Source organism: Streptomyces sp. NPDC048436 (assembly GCF_043200355.1).
In the GTDB taxonomy this organism is placed as follows: Bacteria; Actinomycetota; Actinomycetes; order Streptomycetales; family Streptomycetaceae; genus Streptomyces.
The window spans coordinates 123362-141130 of record NZ_JBICXP010000006.1 but is presented as its reverse complement, the minus strand read 5'-3'; the positions used below and the strand labels follow the sequence as shown (position 1 = coordinate 141130).

General features: G+C 71.7%; 18 protein-coding genes and 1 pseudogene. 8 read left to right on the top strand and 11 right to left on the bottom strand.

Annotation, left to right across the window (positions count from 1 at the left end; translation table 11 throughout):
* Positions 1-60: 60 nt before the first annotated feature.
* The 3 genes from ACGFX9_RS21925 to ACGFX9_RS21915 form a co-directional block, all read right to left on the bottom strand.
* Positions 61-576 carry a hypothetical protein gene (locus tag ACGFX9_RS21925; protein ID WP_393474366.1) on the bottom strand — a complete coding sequence of 172 codons (516 nt, stop codon included), beginning with the start codon at positions 574-576 and terminating at the stop codon, positions 61-63.
* 60 nt (positions 577-636) lie between these two features.
* Positions 637-1899, bottom strand: coding sequence for an SLC13 family permease (locus tag ACGFX9_RS21920; protein WP_393474364.1), 1263 nt, complete (start codon positions 1897-1899; stop codon positions 637-639).
* A 61-nt stretch (positions 1900-1960) separates the two neighbouring features.
* The gene (locus ACGFX9_RS21915; RefSeq protein WP_393474361.1) at positions 1961-3121 is read right to left on the bottom strand and encodes a PrpF domain-containing protein; all 1161 of its coding nucleotides are present in this window, start codon (positions 3119-3121) and stop codon (positions 1961-1963) included.
* A 127-nt stretch (positions 3122-3248) separates the two neighbouring features.
* Between ACGFX9_RS21915 and ACGFX9_RS21910 the strand changes: the two genes are divergently transcribed.
* A complete protein-coding gene (locus ACGFX9_RS21910; protein ID WP_393474359.1) occupies positions 3249-4250 on the top strand; it encodes a LysR family transcriptional regulator in 1002 nt (333 codons plus the stop codon).
* Between the two features lie 191 nt (positions 4251-4441).
* Positions 4442-4702: pseudogene (locus ACGFX9_RS21905) on the top strand (XRE family transcriptional regulator); the annotation flags it as partial.
* Positions 4703-4861: 159 nt separating this feature from the next.
* On the opposite strand, the gene ACGFX9_RS21900 reads toward ACGFX9_RS21905, so the two are convergent.
* Positions 4862-5827 (bottom strand): pirin family protein, encoded by a 966-nt coding sequence (locus ACGFX9_RS21900; RefSeq protein ID WP_393474355.1) that lies wholly within the window; start codon positions 5825-5827, stop codon positions 4862-4864.
* Between the two features lie 128 nt (positions 5828-5955).
* Between ACGFX9_RS21900 and ACGFX9_RS21895 the strand changes: the two genes are divergently transcribed.
* Positions 5956-6303, top strand: a complete 348-nt coding sequence (locus ACGFX9_RS21895; RefSeq protein WP_393474352.1) for a tetratricopeptide repeat protein — start codon at positions 5956-5958, stop codon at positions 6301-6303.
* Between the two features lie 104 nt (positions 6304-6407).
* On the opposite strand, the gene crcB is transcribed toward ACGFX9_RS21895, so the two are convergent.
* Together crcB and ACGFX9_RS21885 are read right to left on the bottom strand one after the other, a co-directional pair.
* Entirely contained in the window at positions 6408-6842 is a 435-nt protein-coding gene (gene crcB, locus ACGFX9_RS21890; protein WP_393474349.1) for a fluoride efflux transporter CrcB, read from the bottom strand.
* 7 nt (positions 6843-6849) lie between these two features.
* Positions 6850-7215 carry an ArsR/SmtB family transcription factor gene (locus ACGFX9_RS21885; protein ID WP_393474346.1) on the bottom strand — a complete coding sequence of 122 codons (366 nt, stop codon included), beginning with the start codon at positions 7213-7215 and terminating at the stop codon, positions 6850-6852.
* A gap of 95 nt (positions 7216-7310) precedes the next feature.
* Between ACGFX9_RS21885 and ACGFX9_RS21880 the strand changes: the two genes are divergently transcribed.
* Positions 7311-9338, top strand: a complete 2028-nt coding sequence (locus ACGFX9_RS21880; RefSeq protein WP_393474344.1) for a heavy metal translocating P-type ATPase — start codon at positions 7311-7313, stop codon at positions 9336-9338.
* 96 nt (positions 9339-9434) lie between these two features.
* Here the strand turns inward: ACGFX9_RS21880 and ACGFX9_RS21875 are convergent, their stop codons facing one another.
* A complete protein-coding gene (locus tag ACGFX9_RS21875) occupies positions 9435-9989 on the bottom strand; it encodes a YceI family protein (protein ID WP_393474342.1) in 555 nt (184 codons plus the stop codon).
* On the bottom strand, positions 9986-10459 hold the full coding sequence (locus tag ACGFX9_RS21870; RefSeq protein ID WP_393474339.1) for a carboxymuconolactone decarboxylase family protein: 474 nt from the start codon (positions 10457-10459) through the stop codon (positions 9986-9988). Before ACGFX9_RS21870 ends, ACGFX9_RS21875 begins: the two co-directional genes overlap by 4 nt.
* A gap of 156 nt (positions 10460-10615) precedes the next feature.
* Here ACGFX9_RS21870 and sigJ point away from each other — a divergent pair, with 156 nt between their 5' ends.
* A complete protein-coding gene (gene sigJ, locus ACGFX9_RS21865; protein ID WP_393474336.1) occupies positions 10616-11581 on the top strand; it encodes an RNA polymerase sigma factor SigJ in 966 nt (321 codons plus the stop codon).
* A gap of 63 nt (positions 11582-11644) precedes the next feature.
* Here the strand turns inward: sigJ and ACGFX9_RS21860 are convergent, their stop codons facing one another.
* Positions 11645-13069 carry a dihydrolipoyl dehydrogenase family protein gene (locus ACGFX9_RS21860; protein ID WP_393474333.1) on the bottom strand — a complete coding sequence of 475 codons (1425 nt, stop codon included), beginning with the start codon at positions 13067-13069 and terminating at the stop codon, positions 11645-11647.
* Between the two features lie 142 nt (positions 13070-13211).
* Between ACGFX9_RS21860 and trxA the strand changes: the two genes are divergently transcribed.
* Positions 13212-13613 (top strand): thioredoxin, encoded by a 402-nt coding sequence (trxA, locus tag ACGFX9_RS21855; protein WP_393474330.1) that lies wholly within the window; start codon positions 13212-13214, stop codon positions 13611-13613.
* 23 nt (positions 13614-13636) lie between these two features.
* Here trxA and ACGFX9_RS21850 read toward each other — a convergent pair whose 3' ends face one another.
* A complete protein-coding gene (locus ACGFX9_RS21850) occupies positions 13637-14671 on the bottom strand; it encodes a LacI family DNA-binding transcriptional regulator (RefSeq protein ID WP_393474327.1) in 1035 nt (344 codons plus the stop codon).
* Between the two features lie 182 nt (positions 14672-14853).
* On the opposite strand from ACGFX9_RS21850, the gene ACGFX9_RS21845 reads away from it, so the two are divergent.
* The gene (locus ACGFX9_RS21845; RefSeq protein ID WP_393474324.1) at positions 14854-16257 is read left to right on the top strand and encodes an amidase; all 1404 of its coding nucleotides are present in this window, start codon (positions 14854-14856) and stop codon (positions 16255-16257) included.
* Between the two features lie 109 nt (positions 16258-16366).
* Positions 16367-16798: a type II toxin-antitoxin system PemK/MazF family toxin gene (locus ACGFX9_RS21840; protein ID WP_393475377.1), complete on the top strand. Its 432-nt coding sequence runs from the start codon at positions 16367-16369 to the stop codon at positions 16796-16798.
* Positions 16799-16801: 3 nt separating this feature from the next.
* Here ACGFX9_RS21840 and ACGFX9_RS21835 read toward each other — a convergent pair whose 3' ends face one another.
* Positions 16802-17674, bottom strand: a complete 873-nt coding sequence (locus ACGFX9_RS21835; protein ID WP_393474321.1) for a TIGR02452 family protein — start codon at positions 17672-17674, stop codon at positions 16802-16804.
* Between the last annotated feature and the right edge of the window lie 95 nt (positions 17675-17769).

Genomic DNA, 17769 nt, shown 5'->3' with positions numbered 1-17769 from the left:
TCCTCCACCGCGACCGCCTCGTCCTGCGCATCCAAGACGGCGCATTCTCCGCGATGGACCTCACCGCCCGCCACCCGCGCACCGGCGAGGGTCTGCACCGTGAAGTTCATGGTGCAGACCCTCGCCGCCGCCGGCGAACTCCAGCGCGAGCTGACCTACTACGACGGACTGCGCGCCGCCGAGGCCAAGGGCAGCAAAGGCGGGCGCCGCCCCGCCGTGGCGGCCGCGAAGAGCGCCGACGTGCGCGCCACGTACCTGGAAGGCCGCTCGATCGCCGCTCTCGCCCGCGCCCACGGCGTCAGCCGCGGCGCGATCCGCACCGCCGTCGCCGACCTCATGCCCGACCACGCCGCCATCGAGGAGGACTCCCCGGCGCCGGAGTTGCCGGTCACCCTCGACATGCCGGGCAAGGTCGCCGACTTCCTCCGCGCCGCCGAGCTGGAGCCCGCCGAGCGGGATGCACTCGACCAGGGGGTGACCGTACGACGCGGCCAGGGCTACACCCTGCGCGTCAGCGCCGTCCCCGCCGTACACCTCGCACTCCTCGCCCACTGCCAGCCGCTCGACGGCGGCCACGGCATTCCGGCGGTTCCGGCCCCTCGGCGACACGGCGAACCGGGCAACGACCGGGAGCTATCAGGAGAAGGGCAGGACGAGCGCACCCCAGGCCACCACCGGGCCGATGCCCACTGTGGCGAGGGTGTAGCCGATCACCTGCCGGTAGAAGCGCTGCCGGTCGACCCCTCGAACGTTCGCCAGGACCAGGGCGCCGTTGGTAGAGAAGGGGGATACGTCGACGATGGTGGTGGAGACCGCGAGCGCCGCGACAACGCCGGCCGCGCTGAGCTGCCCGGAGAGGAGCAGCGGGATCGCGATAGGGATGATCGCGGTCAGGATCGCCGTTGACGAGGCGAACGCCGAGGTGACAGCGACGGTGAAGCAGAGCAACAGGGCCACCACCAGCGGGGTTCCCATGCCCGCCGCGCTCTCGGAGATCTTGTCGATCACGCCTGCGTGCTCCAGCATCGCGATGTAGGTCATCATGCCCGCGACCAGCAGGAGCGTGTTCCAGCTGACGCCGTCGACAGCCTTCTCCTGGCGCTTCATGTCCAGCAGGGCCAGGAGCGCTCCCGCGCCCAGCGCGAGGAAGCCGATCTCCAGGTGAAAGCCCACCGCTCCGACGATCAACATGCCGAGCATGGCCAGCGTGAGCAACTGCTGCCAGGTGACGCCCTCGGCGGCAGCGTCCTCGTCCTGCCCTGCGGCCTCGTCCTGCGGGTCGGTGGAGAGGGGCACTACGCGCCCCCGCAGCAGCAGGAAGGTGATGACGGATAGCAGGGTGTTGATGGCGAAACTGGCGAAGAACAGGGTCGCGGGAGAGACCGACGGCACGTCGGCGGCGTCCACCATGTCCAGGACGAGCGCGCCCGAGACAGCGAGCGGAGAGAAGGCGCCCGCGTGCCCGCCGCTGATGACCATCATCCCGACCATCAACGGGTTGATCTTGTACTTGAACGCGAAGTTCATGCCGATCGGCACCAGCATCGCGACGGCGGCCGGTGTGAACGTACCGAACGCCGTGAGCACGGCGGCGATCAGGAACAGCACCCAGGGGATCAGCGCGACCCTGCCGCGTACCAGCCGGACCCCGGCCCCGACCAGGAGGTCGATGGTGCCGTTGCGACGCGCGATGGCGAACAGGTATGTCACGCCGACGATGGTGACGAAGAGCGTCACCGGGAAGCCTTGGAGCAACTCGTCCTCGGAAAGGCCGAGGGAGAGGGTGCCGACCGCGAATGTCGCGACGAAGGCCAGGATGCCGAGATTGATCGGCAGGACGGTTCCGACGACGAACATCACGAGCAGGGCGCCGATGGATATCAGGTCAGCAGACATCATTGTCCTTACTGCGGGCAGCTGGAGCGGGGTCGAGCGGAGCGGACGATGGACGCGTCGCGGATCAGGCGGCGGCTGCGGCTGCGGCTGCGGCCGGGGTACTCGGCTCGGGAACCGAGATCCGGGCCTCGGCGAGGATGCGGGCCGCTCGCCGCACTGTGACCTTGCCGGGGCCGGACGGGGCGAGGTCGTGGCAGCGTACTGAGATGACACCGGCGGGTGTACCGATGCGCAGCCAGCCGACCGTCCGGCCGGTCCCGCCTGAGGCCGCGGCGCGGGTCACGCCGGAAACCACGGTGCCGTCCGTCAGGTTCGCCGTGGCCACGGCAACGGCCGAGGTGAGTCCGATCGCCGGGTGCGGGGCATTCATCGACAGCATCCGTACGGCCACGTCGTAATCCGCGGTTTCAACGCGCTCGCCGAGCGTGGTGGTGTAGGGGGTGGGCGGGCCGACCAGGCCGGTCTTCGGTACGGCGTCCCCGGGCTCCTGACCAGGGGCGAGCAGGCCCATGAGCGGTGCGGCCGCGTGCCGCACCGCACGCAGCAGGGGGACGTCGCCGCGCACTTCGTCCAGGGTCTCCACTCCGCTGCGCCCGGCTGACGCGGCATCCACGAGGACGACCGGGGCTCCCGCGTCGACCATGCTGACTGTGAGCGGGGCGCCATGGCCGAGGGACAGCTTCTCAGCGGGGAGCCCGGTGGGCAGCAGGGCTCCGGTCGTGCGACCGGCCGGGGCGAGAAACGTCAGGCCGACGGCGACGCCGCCGGAGCGGGTGCCTGGAACGGTCTGCTCGCCGAACTCATGGACCCGACCGCCGGCGGTATCCACGGTCGCCTCCAACATGGCGCCGGTGTTGGTGTTGTGCATGATCACCCGGGTCACGTCCCCGGTGATCGGCACGAGGCCCCTGGCAACCGCGTACAGGGCGATGCCCGTAGCGCAGTTGCCACAGTTGGAACCCCACTCGACGACGCCGGTGCCGATGCCGACCTGAGCGAAGAGGTAGTCGATATCGACCCCGTCGCGGGCGGATGCTCCGACGACCGCGGCCTTCGACGTGGTGGGAGTGGCGCCGCCCACGCCGTCGAGTTGGACGGGGTCGGCCGCGTCGTACGCGGCGACCAGTAGGCGCTCGATACCGGCGCGGTCGGCCGGGGTGTCAACCTGGCTGAAGAGCCAGCACTTGCTGGTGCCACCACGCACCAGAGTCGCGGGAATGTGCACGTCAGCGACTTCCTTCTACGTTGCGCGGACGTTTCCGTCCGGTGAATGAGAAGACCGTGACAGAGCCAAGACTTCAGCACAATGCCCATTCCCTTCAATCGCCTTTAGCTCAGCTAAACTCGCAGGCATGTTGAATGTGCGCCGCCTTCTGCTGTTGACCGAGGCCGCCGAGCGCGGTTCGCTCACCTCCGCCGCCGAGGAATTGGGCATGACGACCTCGGCCGCCTCCCAGCAGCTCTCCCTGCTGGAGCGGGAAGCGGGCCAGCCCCTTCTCGAACGGCTCCCCCGGGGGGTGCGCACCACGGCGGCCGGGGCGGCGCTGGTCACCCGGGGGCAGACCATCCGTCGTGAACTACGCGGCGCCGACGCCGACTTGGAGTCCCACGCACACTTGCGTCAGGGCACTCTGCGCCTCGGCTCCTTCCCCACCGCGAGCGCCTCATTGCTGCCCTTGGCCCTGACCCGCTTCCGCCGCCGCCATCCGGACGTCCGCACCGTCGTCCGCGCGGGCGTCCTGGCCGAACTCCTTGAACTGCTGCACACCGGCGAGTGCGAGATGACCCTGCTGTGGGACTACGAGTGGAACCGCGTCGAGGACAACACTCTGACCCTCACTCACCTGCTGGACGACCCCACCGTCCTCGTCGTACCCGCCGACTCCCCCCTGCGCGGGCGCTCCCAGGTCGAACTCGACCGCCTGGCAGATCAGGACTGGATCATCCGCGCCGACAACCACCCCGTCGCCGACGTCCTCCGCCACGCCTGCCACCGCGCGGGCTTCGAGCCCCGCATCGCCTACGAGTCGCACGACTACCAGGAGGCGCAGGCCATGGTCGCCGCCGGCCTCGGCATCGCCCTGGCCCCCCGTCTTGCCCTCACCAACCGGCGCAGCGACGTACGCCTCCTCCCCTTCGCCTCCGACGCCCCCGCACCTGTCCGCCGGATCCTCCTGGCACGCTCGGCCCGGAGCACCGCCACACCGACGGCACAGGCCATGACCCGCGTCCTGCGCGCCGTCGCGGAGAAGTTCGCGGGCACCGGCCTCGATCGCGCCCAAGTCGGCTCCGTACGCCCGGCCGGGCCGGGGCGTTCGGGTACGGCGACCAAGCCCGGGAGCCCGGTCCGGTGAAGCCGTAATAATCGCTGGATGCGAGGTCGGGCCGGCCTCTGGCTTCATGCGGTGAGGCAATAGGCGGATGACGGTGTGCCGAACTTCCCGCTGGGTCCGACAGCAGACCGCCGGTGACGGTGACCTCGCCGGGATGAACCCGCCCGTGGCCGAGATCGATCCGGACGGGCAGCGGGACATCTGCGAGGGGCCTCGTCGACTTCTTCACCGACCCGATGTACCGATCCCGTGCACGGAGCTGGGAGCAGAACGCGCGAACGGTCGTCGCGCAGTTCCGGGCCGCCAGCCTGGCCAGACCGAACGACGAGGGGTTCCAGGCGGTGGCGGCCGAGCTGAAGGCGGCGAGCCCGGAGTTCGCCGACTTGTGGGAGCGGCGGGACATCGAGGAGGCCGGGCAGATCCGCAAGGAGATGGACCACCCGGTGCTGGGGCTGCTGTGCTTCGAGTCCAGCATTGGGATTGCCAGACCTGGCCACAGATGGCCACACCCGCGGTTCGCTGCCTGACCCCGAAGCCCCTCCGGCGCGCATCATCGCTCACCCATGGCCAGCCGCATTCGACGCATTCAGGACCGCCCCGGACCCTAGCCCTCACGACAGCAACCGCCCTGGTCAGCGCACCCGTCCCCGCGGTTTCAGCGGCACAGGCGGCAAGTCCGGCGCAGGGATGCGGTCACCGTCATAGCCCTTCACCTCACCGAAGCGTGAGCTGTCCATCCAGTCCGAACGGGCCTGTGCGATGTCCTCGTTGGACCGTCCGATGAAGTTCCACCACATGACCAGTTCCTCGTCGAACGGCTCGCCCCCGAGCAGCATCAGGCCCGCGTCCGACTCGGCGTGCAGCGGCAGTTCGGTGCGGCCGCAGCCCAGGTACAGCATCGAGCCGGGCAGGACCGGGACGCCGTCCACCCGGGTCTCGCCGGACATGCTCAGGACGGCGTACTCGAAGTCGGGGTTCAGCGGCAGGCGTACGTCCGCGTCGCGGGTCAGGGTCAGGTCCGCGCCGACGATCGGGGTGTAGGTCGTGCCCGGGGAAGTGGTGCCGTCGACCGTGCCCAGGATGAGCGTCGCCGTCAGGCCGGGGGCGGTGACCAGCGGGAGCTCCGCGTGGTGTTCGAAGTGCGGGTCGGCGTGGCGGTGGATGTCCGGCAGCGCCACCCACAGCTGGGCGCCGTGCAGGAGGCGGGCGTGCGACTTCGGGCTCTCCTCGGAGTGCGAGATCGCCCGGCCCGAGGTCATCAGGCCCAGCTCGCGGGGGCGGATCGTCTGGAGGCTGCCCGTGGAGTCGCGGTGCAGCACCTCACCGTCGTGCAGCCAGCTGACCGTCTGCAGGCCCATGTGCGGGTGGGGGCCCACCTGCATGCCGGGCTCGTCGGCGATGTCGTCCGGGCCGTAGTGATCGACGAAGCACCAGGCGCCGACCATGCGGCGGCCCAGGTTGGGCAGCAGGCGGCGGAGCTCGGTTGACTCACCGAGCTTCACCTTTCGGGGGCTGAGGAGTTCCCGCACCGGTTCGGCGACGACGAACCCGCGCCCGCCGCACAGTGACGGAACCGCCTCGCGATCAAGATTGCTCATGCCGCACAACCTAGACCCGTGAGGCACCGGACGTCAGGCGCCCGCCCGGTCATCCCGGAGCGAGGGACAGACCACTAGTGGAATATTTAACTATCTGCTGCCGTTGGACGCCATCGAAGGAGGCAACAGTGGACACGACGTACTACGACCACGGAACCGCGGCGGAGCGCTGGGAGCGCGCGCGGCAGTTCTTCGACGCCAAGGAGTACGCGACGGCGGCGCGAATTCTCGGCGCCCTGGCCGACGAGGTGCCGGAGCAGGTCGCCCCGCGTCTGCTGCTGGCCCGCGCCTACTACCACTCGGCGCAACTGCTGCGCGCCGAGGCCGAGTTGCGTACGGTCATCGAGCTCGACCCCGTCGAGCAGTACGCCAGGCTGCTGCTCGGCCGCACGCTGGAGCGGCAGGGACGGGACACGGACGCGGCCCCGCATCTGCGGATGGCGGCAGCTCTCGCGGGAGACTTCGCCGAGGCGTGAGCCGTGGGGCCGCGGCTCTGCTCCTACCGGCCCGCACCCCGCCGGGCGCCGGTGGCACTCGCCACCGGCGCCCTGGCCGTGGCAGTCGGCCCGCTCACCGACGATCACGCCCGCCTCCACACCACCAGGCGCCGCGTCGCCCACGCCGCGCTCCATACGGCAGCCAGTGCCGCGAGCACGGTCAGTGCGAGGTAGGCGAGGCCCGTGCGGAGGTGGCCGTCGCGCACCAGGCGTTCGATGTCCACCGCGTACGTGGAGAAGGTGGTGAAGCCACCGAGCACGCCGGTGCCGAAGAAGGGCCGCACCAGGCGGTGCGCCGCCCCCACCTCGGTGAGGATCACCATCAAGATCCCCATGAGGGCGCACCCGATGACGTTCACCAAGAGCGTCGTCGTGGGAAATGCGCCGGAGGCGGTCGGCCAGATCAGGGACGCTCCATAGCGGGCCGACGCGCCGATCGCACCGCCGACGGCCACGACAGCCACCACGGGCCACACGCCGTACTCCCTCAGCTGTCTCGGGTAACTTGCGGAGATCATCCTCAGGCTAGCCGCCGGGCGGGGTGTCCCGCAGGCCGAGGCGCAGGTGCTCGACGTGGAAGAGCGCCTGGTCGAGGAGTTCGGCGACGTGGTGGTCGTAGAGGGCGTAGATCACGGAGCGGCCGTGCCGTTCGCCGGTGATCAGGCCCAGGTTGCGCAGCAGCCGCAACTGGTGGGAGCAGGCCGACTGTTCCATGCCGACCGCGTCGGCCAGGTCACCCGCCGCGCAGGGGCCCTCCTGCAGACGGGCGAGGATCCGCAGCCGTGACGGCGTCGCCAGGGCCTGGAGGGTGGCGGCGACGTCGGCGGCCCCCACGGCGTCCAGCCGCTCGCGCGTGGTGGCGGTGCTCTTGTCGTCGACTCCGTGGCCCATGGCGCCATCCTATCGATGACACATGAAAAGGTGTTCATTCATTCCTGTACGGTGATGGGGTCGCCGTTCCCCAGCCCGTGAAGGGTTCCTCCGCCATGCCCACAGCCCTGATCCCACGTTCCACCCAGGGGCCTGACACCACTGCGGCAGCCGCCCCCCGCCGCCGCACCCACGTCCTCGCCCTTGCCGAGGCCCGCTGGGCGGCGGCGGCCACGGCCGCGTTCCTGCTCGCGCTGCCGCTCCAGCTGGCGGGGGCCGCCGCCTGGGCGTGGGGTGCCCTGTACGCCGTCGCGTACGTCGCCGGGGGCTGGGAACCCGGGCTCGCCGGGCTGCGGGCGCTGCGCGGGAAGACGCTGGACGTGGATCTGCTCATGATCGTCGCGGCGGTCGGCGCGGCCTCGATCGGGCAGGTGATGGACGGCGCGCTCCTGATCGTCATCTTCGCCACGTCGGGCGCGCTGGAGGCCGTCGCCACGGCGCGCACCGCCGACTCGGTGCGCGGCCTGCTCGACCTCGCACCCGACACGGCCACGCGGCTGACCGGCGAGGGCGGTGAAGAGACCGTGGGGACAGCCGAGTTGAGGGTCGGCGACATCATCCTCGTACGGCCTGGTGAGCGTGTCGGCGCGGACGGCGAGGTGCTCGACGGTGCCAGTGACGTCGATCAGGCGACGATCACCGGGGAGCCGCTGCCGGTCGCCAAGGAAGCAGGCGACCCGGTGTTCGCGGGGACGCTTAACGGGGCCGGCGCCCTGCGGGTGCGGGTCGGGCGGGACGCGTCGGACTCGGTGATCGCGCGCATCGTCGCGATGGTCCAGGAGGCGTCGGAGACGAAGGCGCCGACGCAGCTGTTCATCGAGAAGGTCGAGCAGCGGTACTCGCTCGGCATGGTCCTCGCCACGCTCGCCGTGTTCGCCGTCCCGTTGACACTCGGCGACGACCTGACCGGGGCCTTGCTGCGGGCCATGACGTTCATGATCGTGGCGTCGCCGTGCGCGGTGGTGCTCGCGACCATGCCGCCGCTCCTTTCGGCGATCGCCAACGCGGGGCGGCACGGCGTCCTGGTCAAGTCCGCCGTCGTGATGGAGCGTCTGGGGCAGGTCGACACGGTCGCCATCGACAAGACGGGCACCCTGACCGAGGGAACGCCCCGGGTGACCGCTCTGCACACGCTGCCCGGCAGCGGTCTGACCGACGACGGCCTCCTCGCGCTCGTGGCGGCCGTCGAGCACCGCAGCGAACATCCGCTGGCCCGTGCCGTGTCGGACGCGGCGCGCGCTCGCGGCCTCGGCCTTCCCGCGGCGGCCGATTTCGCCTCCGCGCCGGGTGTCGGCGTGAGCGCCACGGTCGGGGGTGCGGTCGTCGAAGTGGGGGCGCCTGCGCGGCTGCTCGGCGCCCGGCCGGATGGTGATGACGGGCCAGAGAGTGGCGCCAGGCCGGACGGTGGCAGCCGGGGCGCGGCGAGCGCCGCCGCGGTCGCTCGTGCCCGGCAGGTGGGAGAGAGCGGCCGGACCGCCGTGCTCGTGGTGCGGGACGGGACCCCCGTGGGCGTCCTCGGCATCTCCGACCGGCTCCGCCCGGACGCCGCGGCGACCGTCGCCGCCCTGGAGTCCCTGACGGGCTCGGCTCCGATGCTGCTCACCGGCGACAACGCGCGGGCCGCGGCCAGGCTGGCGGCGGAGGTCGGCATCGGTGACGTAAGGGCCGGGCTGCTCCCGCGGGACAAGGTCGCGGCGGTGCGTGCGGCGGAGGCCGCGGGGCGCAAGGTCCTCGTCATCGGCGACGGCGTCAATGACGCGCCCGCCCTCGCCGCGGCCCACACGGGCATCGCGATGGGCCGGGCCGGTTCCGACCTCGCCCTGGAGACCGCGGACGCGGTGATCGTGCGGGACGAACTCGCCACCGTGCCGCGGGTGATCGCGCTGTCCCGGCGCGCCCGCCGGCTCGTGGCGCAGAACCTGGTGATCGCGGGAGCGTTCATCGCCGTCCTGGTCACCTGGGACCTCGTCGGCAGCCTGCCGCTCCCGCTCGGCGTGCTCGGCCATGAGGGCTCCACGGTGATCGTGGGGCTCAACGGTCTGCGGCTGTTGCGGGACGCGGCGTGGCGGGACACGGCCGACTGAGCGGACCGCCCGCCGCCCCGGCCCGAAGTGTGCGGGGCGCGGGTTCCCCGTGGGCGGTGCACCGCCCACGGAGGCGCCCTGCCGGTCGCCGCCCTGTCAGGGCCTTCGGACCACGACGACGTCGAACTCCAGGATCACCTTCGGGCTGACCATGAGCCTGGTCGCGGCGTTCTGGTTCACGCCCCAGTCGTGACGGTTGATGGTCACGCTGCCCTTGAAGCCGACCCCGGGGTCGCCTCGCGGGTCGCGCTCGACGCCCGTCAGGGCGACGTCCAAGGTGACCTCTCCGGACACGCCGCGCAGGGCCAGGTCGCCGGTGACCTGAAAGTGGCTCCCGTCGACCTGCTTCACCCCGGTCGAGGTGAAGCCGATCGCCGGGTGGTTCTCCGCGTCCAGGAACGCGCCCCACAGCAGGTCGTCACGCTGCCGGTGGCCCGTCTGGATGCTCTTGGCCCGGATCATGAGCTGCGCGCCGGACCTCGAAGGGTGGTCGCCGTCCAGGTGCGCGCCGCCCTCGAACTCGTCGAACCGGCCGCGCACCCGGGTGGACATCGTGTGCCGGGCGACGAACCCGATCCGCGTGTGGGCGGCGTCGAGGACGTAGTCGCCTGTCAGCTCGCCGAGCTCGGTGCGAGCGGGGCCGCCGGTCATCCCAGCTGGCCGGGCCGGTAGTCGCCGCCGGGCTTCTGGGTGATGACGTTCAGGCGGTTGAAGGCGTTGATGACGGCGATGAGCGACACCAGGGCGCCGAGCTGATCCTCGTCGTAGTGCTTGGCCGCGTTCGCCCACACCTCGTCCGTGACCCCACCGGACGCGTCCGCGATGCGCGTGCCCTGCTCCGCGAGCTCCAGGGCGGCCCGCTCGGCGTCGGTGAACACCGTGGCCTCACGCCAGGCGGCGACCATGTGCAGGCGCACCGCGCTCTCCCCTGCGTGCGTGGCCTCCTTGGTGTGCATGTCGACGCAGGCACCGCAGCCGTTGATCTGGCTGACGCGCAGCAGTACCAGTTCCCGCGTCGGGGCCGGGAACGATGATTCCGCCACCGCCTTGCCCGCCACGGCGAGTTGCTGGACGAACTTCCCCGAGACCGGGTTGGCGAGGAAGTCCAGACGGGTTTGCATGGTGATCTCCTTCGTCGTTTTCACGGGATCGCGTTCGTCCCAGCAGTACGACGAGGCAGCCCGCCGGAATGTGAGGTGGGCTCGCCGCATCACATTCCGGCGCGCTGTTTCGTCGTAGTGGTGACGTCGGATACGGATATGGGGAGCGGCGACACCATGAGGACGAGACCCGAGCCAGGAGACGGCCGGATCGACGGCCCCGGAGACGGCCGGATCGATCCGGAGCTGAGCGCGATCGTGAGCGAGCGGCGGCAGCTGATCAATCTCGCCTACCGGCTTCTCGGCTCCTTGGCCGACGCCGAAGATGTCGTACAGGAGGCGTACACACGTTGGTACGCGATGTCCGCGCGGCAGCGGGCGGCCATCGAGTCCCCGGGCGGCTGGCTGACGAAGGTCGCGAGCCGCGTCTGCCTCGACCAGCTCGGCTCGGCACGGGCCCGGCGCGTGAGCTACGTCGGCGAATGGATCCCCGAACCGCTGCCCGATCACACGGAGTGGACGGCGGACGGGCGGCCTGGGGGAAGGACGGCCGACCCGGCCGATCGCGTCACTCTCGACGAGTCGGTCAACATGGCGTTCCTCGTGGTGCTCGAGACGATGACCCCGGCCGAACGCGTCGCGTTCATCCTTCACGACGTCTTCCGCTACCCGTTCGCCGAGGTGGCCGAGATCGTCGGCCGCACCCCAGCGGCCTCCCGCCAGCTGGCCTCATCGGCCCGTCGCCGCATCCGCGCGTCGCACGCTCCCGCGACTCCCGCGGGCCGGCACGCCGAGATCGTCAGGGACTTCAAGCAGGCATGGGAAGCCAAGGACATCGACGCACTCATCGGTCTCCTCGACCCCGACGCCACGGGGCTCTCCGACGGCGGAGGCCTGGTCAGCGCCGCGCCTCCCACCGCAGGCGGCGAGCAGATCGCCCGCTACCTGATCGCCCTGGCCGACAAGGCGCCCGGCCTGACGCTCCTGGAACGGACGGTCAACGGCCAGCCCGGCCTGGTGGTGCGGCACGAGGGCGTCACCGTGACGGTGATGGCCTTCGCGGTGGCGGACGACCGGATCCAGCACTTCTGGGCGATACGCAACCCCGAGAAGCTCCGGACATGGACCACGGACGCGGGGTGACGGCGTGCCCGCCGCCGGATGTCGCGGCGGCGGGCACGCCGACCGTTGTCCTGCTCATGCCCCCTATCCCCGGTAGGTCTCCAGCAACCGCAGCCACACCTCACTCACCGTCGGATAGGCCGGAACCGCGTGCCACAGCCGGTCCATCGGCACCTCCCCCGCGATCGCCACCGTCGCCGAGTGGATGAGTTCGCCCACGCCGGGGCCCACGAACGTCACGCCGAGCAGGACCTCACGGTCGAGGTCGACGATCATGCGGGCGCGGCCCTCGTAGCCGTCCGCGTAGAGGCCCGCGCCCGCGACGCCCGCCATGTCGTAGTCGACGGCACGCACGCGGTGGCCCGCGGATTCCGCCTCCGCGAGGGTGAGGCCCGCCGACGCCGCCTCGGGATCGGTGAAGACCACCTGGGGGGTGGCGGCCCGGTCCGCGGTGGCCGAGTGGGCGCCCCAGGGGTCGGTCTCCAGGAGGGGAACACCCTGGGCGCGTGCGGTGATCGCGGCGCCGGCGATGCGGGCCTGGTACTTGCCCTGGTGGGTGAGGAGCGCGCGGTGGTTGGCGTCGCCCACCGCGTACAGCCAGTCGCTGCCCTGCACCCGCAGGCTCTCGTCGACGGGCAGCCAGGAGCCGGGTTCGAGGCCGATCGTCTCCAGGCCCAGGTCGTCGGTCCGCGGTGCGCGGCCCGTGGCGAAGAGGATCTCGTCGGCTTCGAGGGTGCCGCCGCCGCTCAGGGTCGCTGTGACCGTACCGTTCTCGCGCTTCACCGCGGTGACGGAGACGCCGGTGCGGACGTCCGCGCCCGCCTCAGTCAGCGCCTTGGCGACCAGCTCACCGGCGAACGGCTCCATGCGCGGGAGCAGGCCGTCCCCCCGGACGAGCAGCGTGACCTGGGAGCCGAGCGCCTGCCAGGCCGTTGCCATCTCCACGGCGACGACACCGCCGCCGACCACCGCGAGCCGGCCGGGCACGTGGTCCGCGCTGGTTGCCTCGCGGCTGGTCCAGGGCTTGATGTCGGCGAGGCCCGGCAGATCCGGGAGCGCGGCCCGGGTGCCGGTGCACACCGCCACCGCGTGGCGGGCGGTGAGGGTCCGCTCGGTTCCGTCGGAGGCCGTGACGGTCACCTGGCGGGTTCCCGCGATGCGGCCGTGGCCGCGGTAGAGGTCCACGCCGACCGATTCCAGCCAGCCGACCTGGCCGTCGTCCTTCCAGTGCGAGGTGTAGTCGTCGCGGTGCGCGAGGACCGCCGCCGCGTCGAGCGGCCCCTGCACCGATTGCCGCAGGCCGGGCACCTTGCGCGCGTCCGCACGGGCGATGACAGGGCGCAGCAGCGCCTTGCTCGGCATGCACGCCCAGTACGAGCATTCACCCCCGACGAGTTCGCTCTCCACGATCGCCGCGCTCAGGCCACCCGCACGGGCCCGGTCGGCGACATTCTCCCCTACGGGACCGGCGCCCAGGACCACTACGTCGTACGTCTTCGAATCCGTCATGGAAGCCAGTGTGGTCCCAGGTGTGCGACGTGGCCACATGGGTACGCGCGCGGAACGAGCACGGGTGAGCGCGTGGAATACGTCCGCCGCCCGGGCCGTTGTGCACAGCGGCTTCGACCCATAGCAGGAAGAGGGAAACACCATGAGCAGCACGACTCTGGAGCTCACCAAGGAGAACTTCGACCAGACAGTCACGGACAACGAATTTGTCCTGATCGACTTCTGGGCGGAATGGTGCGGGCCGTGCAAGTCGTTCGCGCCTGTCTACGAGAAGGCCGCAGAAGCCAACCCCGACCTCGTCTTCGGCAAGGTCGACACCGAGGCGCAGCCCGAGCTGGCGCAGGCCTTCGGTATCCAGTCGATCCCGACGTTGATGATCGTCCGTGACCAGGTGGCCGTGTTCGCGCAGCCCGGCGCGCTGCCGGAGGAGGCCCTGGTGGACGTCATCGGTCAGGCCAGGAACCTGGACATGGACGAGGTCCGCCAGTCCGTCGCCGAGGAGCAGGCCAAGGCGGAGGCGCAGGGCCAGAGCCAGGCCCAGTAAGGAAGGACCCCGTAAGGGAGGGGTCAGCTGGACTCGCGGTGCACTGCCGTCGCGCCGAGCACGTCGTGCACCTCGGGCTCCATGCCCGGGTCGCGCACGACCCGGTCGACGAGCTCCGCGAGTTTCTGGCCCGACGGCAGCTCGATGCGGACCGTGCTCAGCCGCGGCCGCAGGAGCTTGCCGAGCATGAGGTCGTCGGCTCCGATGAGTGCTGTCTCGTCGGGGACCGCGATTCCCTCGTCCTGGAGAGCCCGCATCAGCAGCATCGCGTACTCGTCGTTGTACGTGAACACCCCGTCGATGCCCAGCGTGCGCCAGCGTGCCGCGAGCCGGGCCGCCGCTTCCTCGTCGTAGGTGAGGGGCAGCTCGGTCATCGTGGCGTCCGTGCCGTGCAGTGTGCGCCGGATGCCTTCGGCGCGTGGCCGCGCGAAGGGCTCAAGGCCCCGTTCCCCGGGGATCACCACTCCGATGTGCCGGCTGCCGCGCTCCAGGAGATGCGCGGCGGCGCACCGGCCCACCAGGCACTGGTCCATGAGCAGGGAGTGCGCGCCCTCGGCGCCCTGCGGGCCCAGGGTGAAGACGGCCTTGGCGCCCGAGCGCTTCAGGACGCTCACGCCGCGCGCGCCGAGCGCCGACGCGCCTGGGGCGAGGACCGCCACCGGACGCAGCTCGGCCCAGGCGCGGGCCGCGTCCTCGCCGGTCAGGCCGAGGCTGCCGTACTGCACGACGGTGTAGTCGAAGCGGCTGAGCGCCCACTGCAGCTCGTTGAAGAACTCGCTGAAGAGCGGGCCCGCCGGGATCTGCGGGGTGGGCATCAGGACGACGCGGGTGTGCCCGGCGCGCAGGCTGCGGGCCGCGGCGTGCGGGACGTACCCCAGTTCCTTGGCGGCCTCGTGGACGCGGCGGCGCGTGGGCTCGCTGATGCGGACGGCGCTCGTGTTGTTCAGGACGTACGACACGGTCGCGCGGGAGACGCCCGCCAGACGCGCCACGTCGGCGCTCGTCGGTACGGAGTACTGCGCGGGCTGCTGTCCGGTCTTGTTCGGTATCTGCACCATGGCGGGGCTCATCCTTCCAGACGGCGCGAGGGCGCTCCCAGGCGGGCACGAGGGCGCCCCCGGCCCGCGACGGTGCGCGCCCAGGATGCCGTGCGCGGCGTGAACTGCCCTGCCCTCATACCGCGTTCGTCCCGCTCCGGTTAGCGTGCGTGCACCTGTCCGCCGACCAAAGGTGCCCCCACATGACTGCCGACCGTGCCGAGGGCCTCGCGCGGACCGCCCGCGCGCTGGCCGCCGGAGAAGTGTCCTCGCGTGCGCTCACCGAGCGGACGCTGGCCCGGATCAAGGCCTCCCAGCCCCTGCTCAACGCCTTCAAGCTGGTGCGGGCCGAGGCCGCGCTCGCCGAAGCGGACGCCGCGGACCGGGAGTTGGCGGCCGGTGTGGCGGGGCGGCCGCTCCTGGGGGTGCCGCTCGCCGTGAAGGACGACACCGACATCGCCGGGGAGCCGACCGCGTTCGGCTGCCGTGGCGACTTCCCCGCGAAGAAGGAGGACGCCGAGTCGGTACGCAGGCTGCGGGCGGCCGGAGCGGTGATCGTCGGCAAGACCAACACCTGTGAGCTGGGGCAGTGGCCCTTCACGGAGGGGCCCGGCTTCGGGGACACCCGCAATCCGTGGCACACCGGACACACCCCCGGTGGCTCGTCGGGCGGTTCGGCGGCGGCCGTCGCCGCGGGGCTCGTGCCCGCGGCGCTCGGCTCGGACGGCGCGGGCTCGGTGCGCATCCCGGCCGCCTGGACCCACCTCGTCGGGATCAAGCCGCAGCGCGGGCGCATATCGACCTGGCCCTGGCCCGAGGCGTTCAACGGCATCACCGTCAACGGGCCACTCGCGCGGACCGTCGCCGACGCGGCCCTGCTGCTCGACGCGGCCAGCGGCAATCACCACGGTGACCTGCACAAACCGCCCGCCGTCCGGGCCGCCGACGCGGCGACCCGCGACCCGGGGCGGCTGCGGATCGCGCTCGCCCTGCGCATGCCGTTCACCGCGACCCCCAAGCGCCTGCACCCCGTGGTGCGGCGGAAGGTCATCGTCCTCGCGGACCGGCTCGCCGCCCTGGGCCACGACGTCGTGGAGGACGACCCGCGCTACGGCCAGATCGGCCTCGACTTCGTGCCCCGGGCCACGGCGGGGATCACCGACTGGGTTCGCGAGGTCCCCGATCCGCGCCTCCTTGACCCGCGTACGAAGGAGGCCGCCCGCCTGGGTCGCCTGCTCGGCGGTGCTCCCCTGCGCCTGGCCCGCCGCGCCGAGGCCGCCCTGCACCGCCGCGTCGGTGCGGTCTTCTCCACGTACGACGTCGTCCTCACGCCCACCACCGCCACTCCCCCGCCCCGGATCGGCGCCATGGCGGACCTCAGCGGGTGGCGCACCGACCAGGCCATGATCGCCGCCTGCCCCTACGCGTGGACGTGGAACGTCCTTGGCTGGCCCGGCGTCAACGTGCCCGCAGGACGCGTGGGTGACGGCCTGCCGGTCGGCGCCCAGTTGCTCGGCCCGGCGGGCAGCGAACCGCTCCTGGTGTCGCTCGCCGCGCAGTTGGAGGCGGACCAGCGGTGGTACGAGCAGTGGCCTGACGCGGCTTGACGTGAGCTGACGCTGCTTCACCGAGAGCCATCGGGCGGACCCGCCCCACCGGTTGGGCCGGGCAAGTTCTACGGTGGCCCGCGTGACTGCCAACACCGATGACCAGCAGATGCCCGCGCACCCGGGCCGCATGGGCCGCACCGCGACCACCGAGGCCGAGCCCCGCGAGGTGGGCCAGGTCCAGACGACGTACGCCCCCGCCCATGACGGCGATCCCGACCCGGGCGAGATCGTCTGGACGTGGGTTCCTTACGAGGAGAACGACGGGCGCGGCAAGGACCGTCCCGTCCTCGTCGTCGCCCGCGAGGCGCGCGGCACGCTGCTCGCCGTGCAGCTCTCCAGCAAGCAGCACGCCAATGATCGGGAGTGGGTGCCGATCGGCAGTGGGCCGTGGGACCGCGAGGGGCGCGAATCCTGGGTCGACATCGACCGGGTGCTTCGGGTGCACGACGCGGGCATGCGGCGCGAGGCGTGCGCGCTGGACCGGATGCGGTTCAACCTCGTCGTACGGCGGCTCCAGGAGCGCTACGGCTGGCGGTAGCCGCTATGGCCGACGCTGAGCCATGCCTTTGAAGCCCTGCCTCTCGCTCTCGCCGAACGCCTCCTCGAAGGCGGCCCGCGTCACCGCGCCGCGCGTACGGTCGAGCACCCCGAAGACGATGTGCTCGAAGTACCCGTGGAACCGGCCGCCTTCGTCGAGCGGCCGGGCGAACGCGGCCGCCACCTGGGTGGGGTCGTTCTGGAAGACCCCGCAGCCCCACGCGCCGAGCACGAGGCGCCGGTAGCCGTGGGCGGCGGCGGTCTCAAGGACCCGTTCCGCGCGCCGGGCCAGGGCGGCCGGCAGCTCCGCCGCGCGCTCCGGGGCCTGGCGCCGGACGACGCCCGCGTTCGGCGCCGCCGAGGTCAGGAAGCCCACCACGTACGCGGCGTCGAGCAGGCGGCCCTTGTCGTCACGGAAGACCGGCACCGCCGGGGAGTGGATCACGCGGTCGCTGTAGAACGGGTCGCGATGCTCACGGTGGTGGTCGTAGAACTCGCGGACTTCCCGCACGCACGTGTACAGGGCCGAGGCGCGGCAGAGCGCCTCCTCCTGTGCCTGGGCGCCGTTCAGATAGCCGCCGCCGGGATTGCGCGCGGAGGAGAAGTTCAAGGCGGCCACGGGGCCCGCGTCCGCGCGCGTCAGCCGGTGCGCCGCCTCCAAGCTGCTCTCGCCGGTGACCTCGACTACCGTGGAGGTCAGCTCGGGCGGCGTCACGTCAGTCACGCACAGGGCCGCCGGACCGAACATCCGCGTGCCGGAGCGCGCGGCGTCCACCGCTTCCGCGATCACCACCTCGCGGCCACCCTGAGCGACATATCGCCCTGCTGCCACGATCTCCTCGGTCTGCTGCGCGATGCCACGCAGCCGCGCACTCATGCCCGCTCCACCCCCACGACCGCAGCCCCGTCCCCCGTCTCGCACATGAACCCATGGTGAGCTGTTCTCGATGCCCGCCGCAACAGAATTCCCTG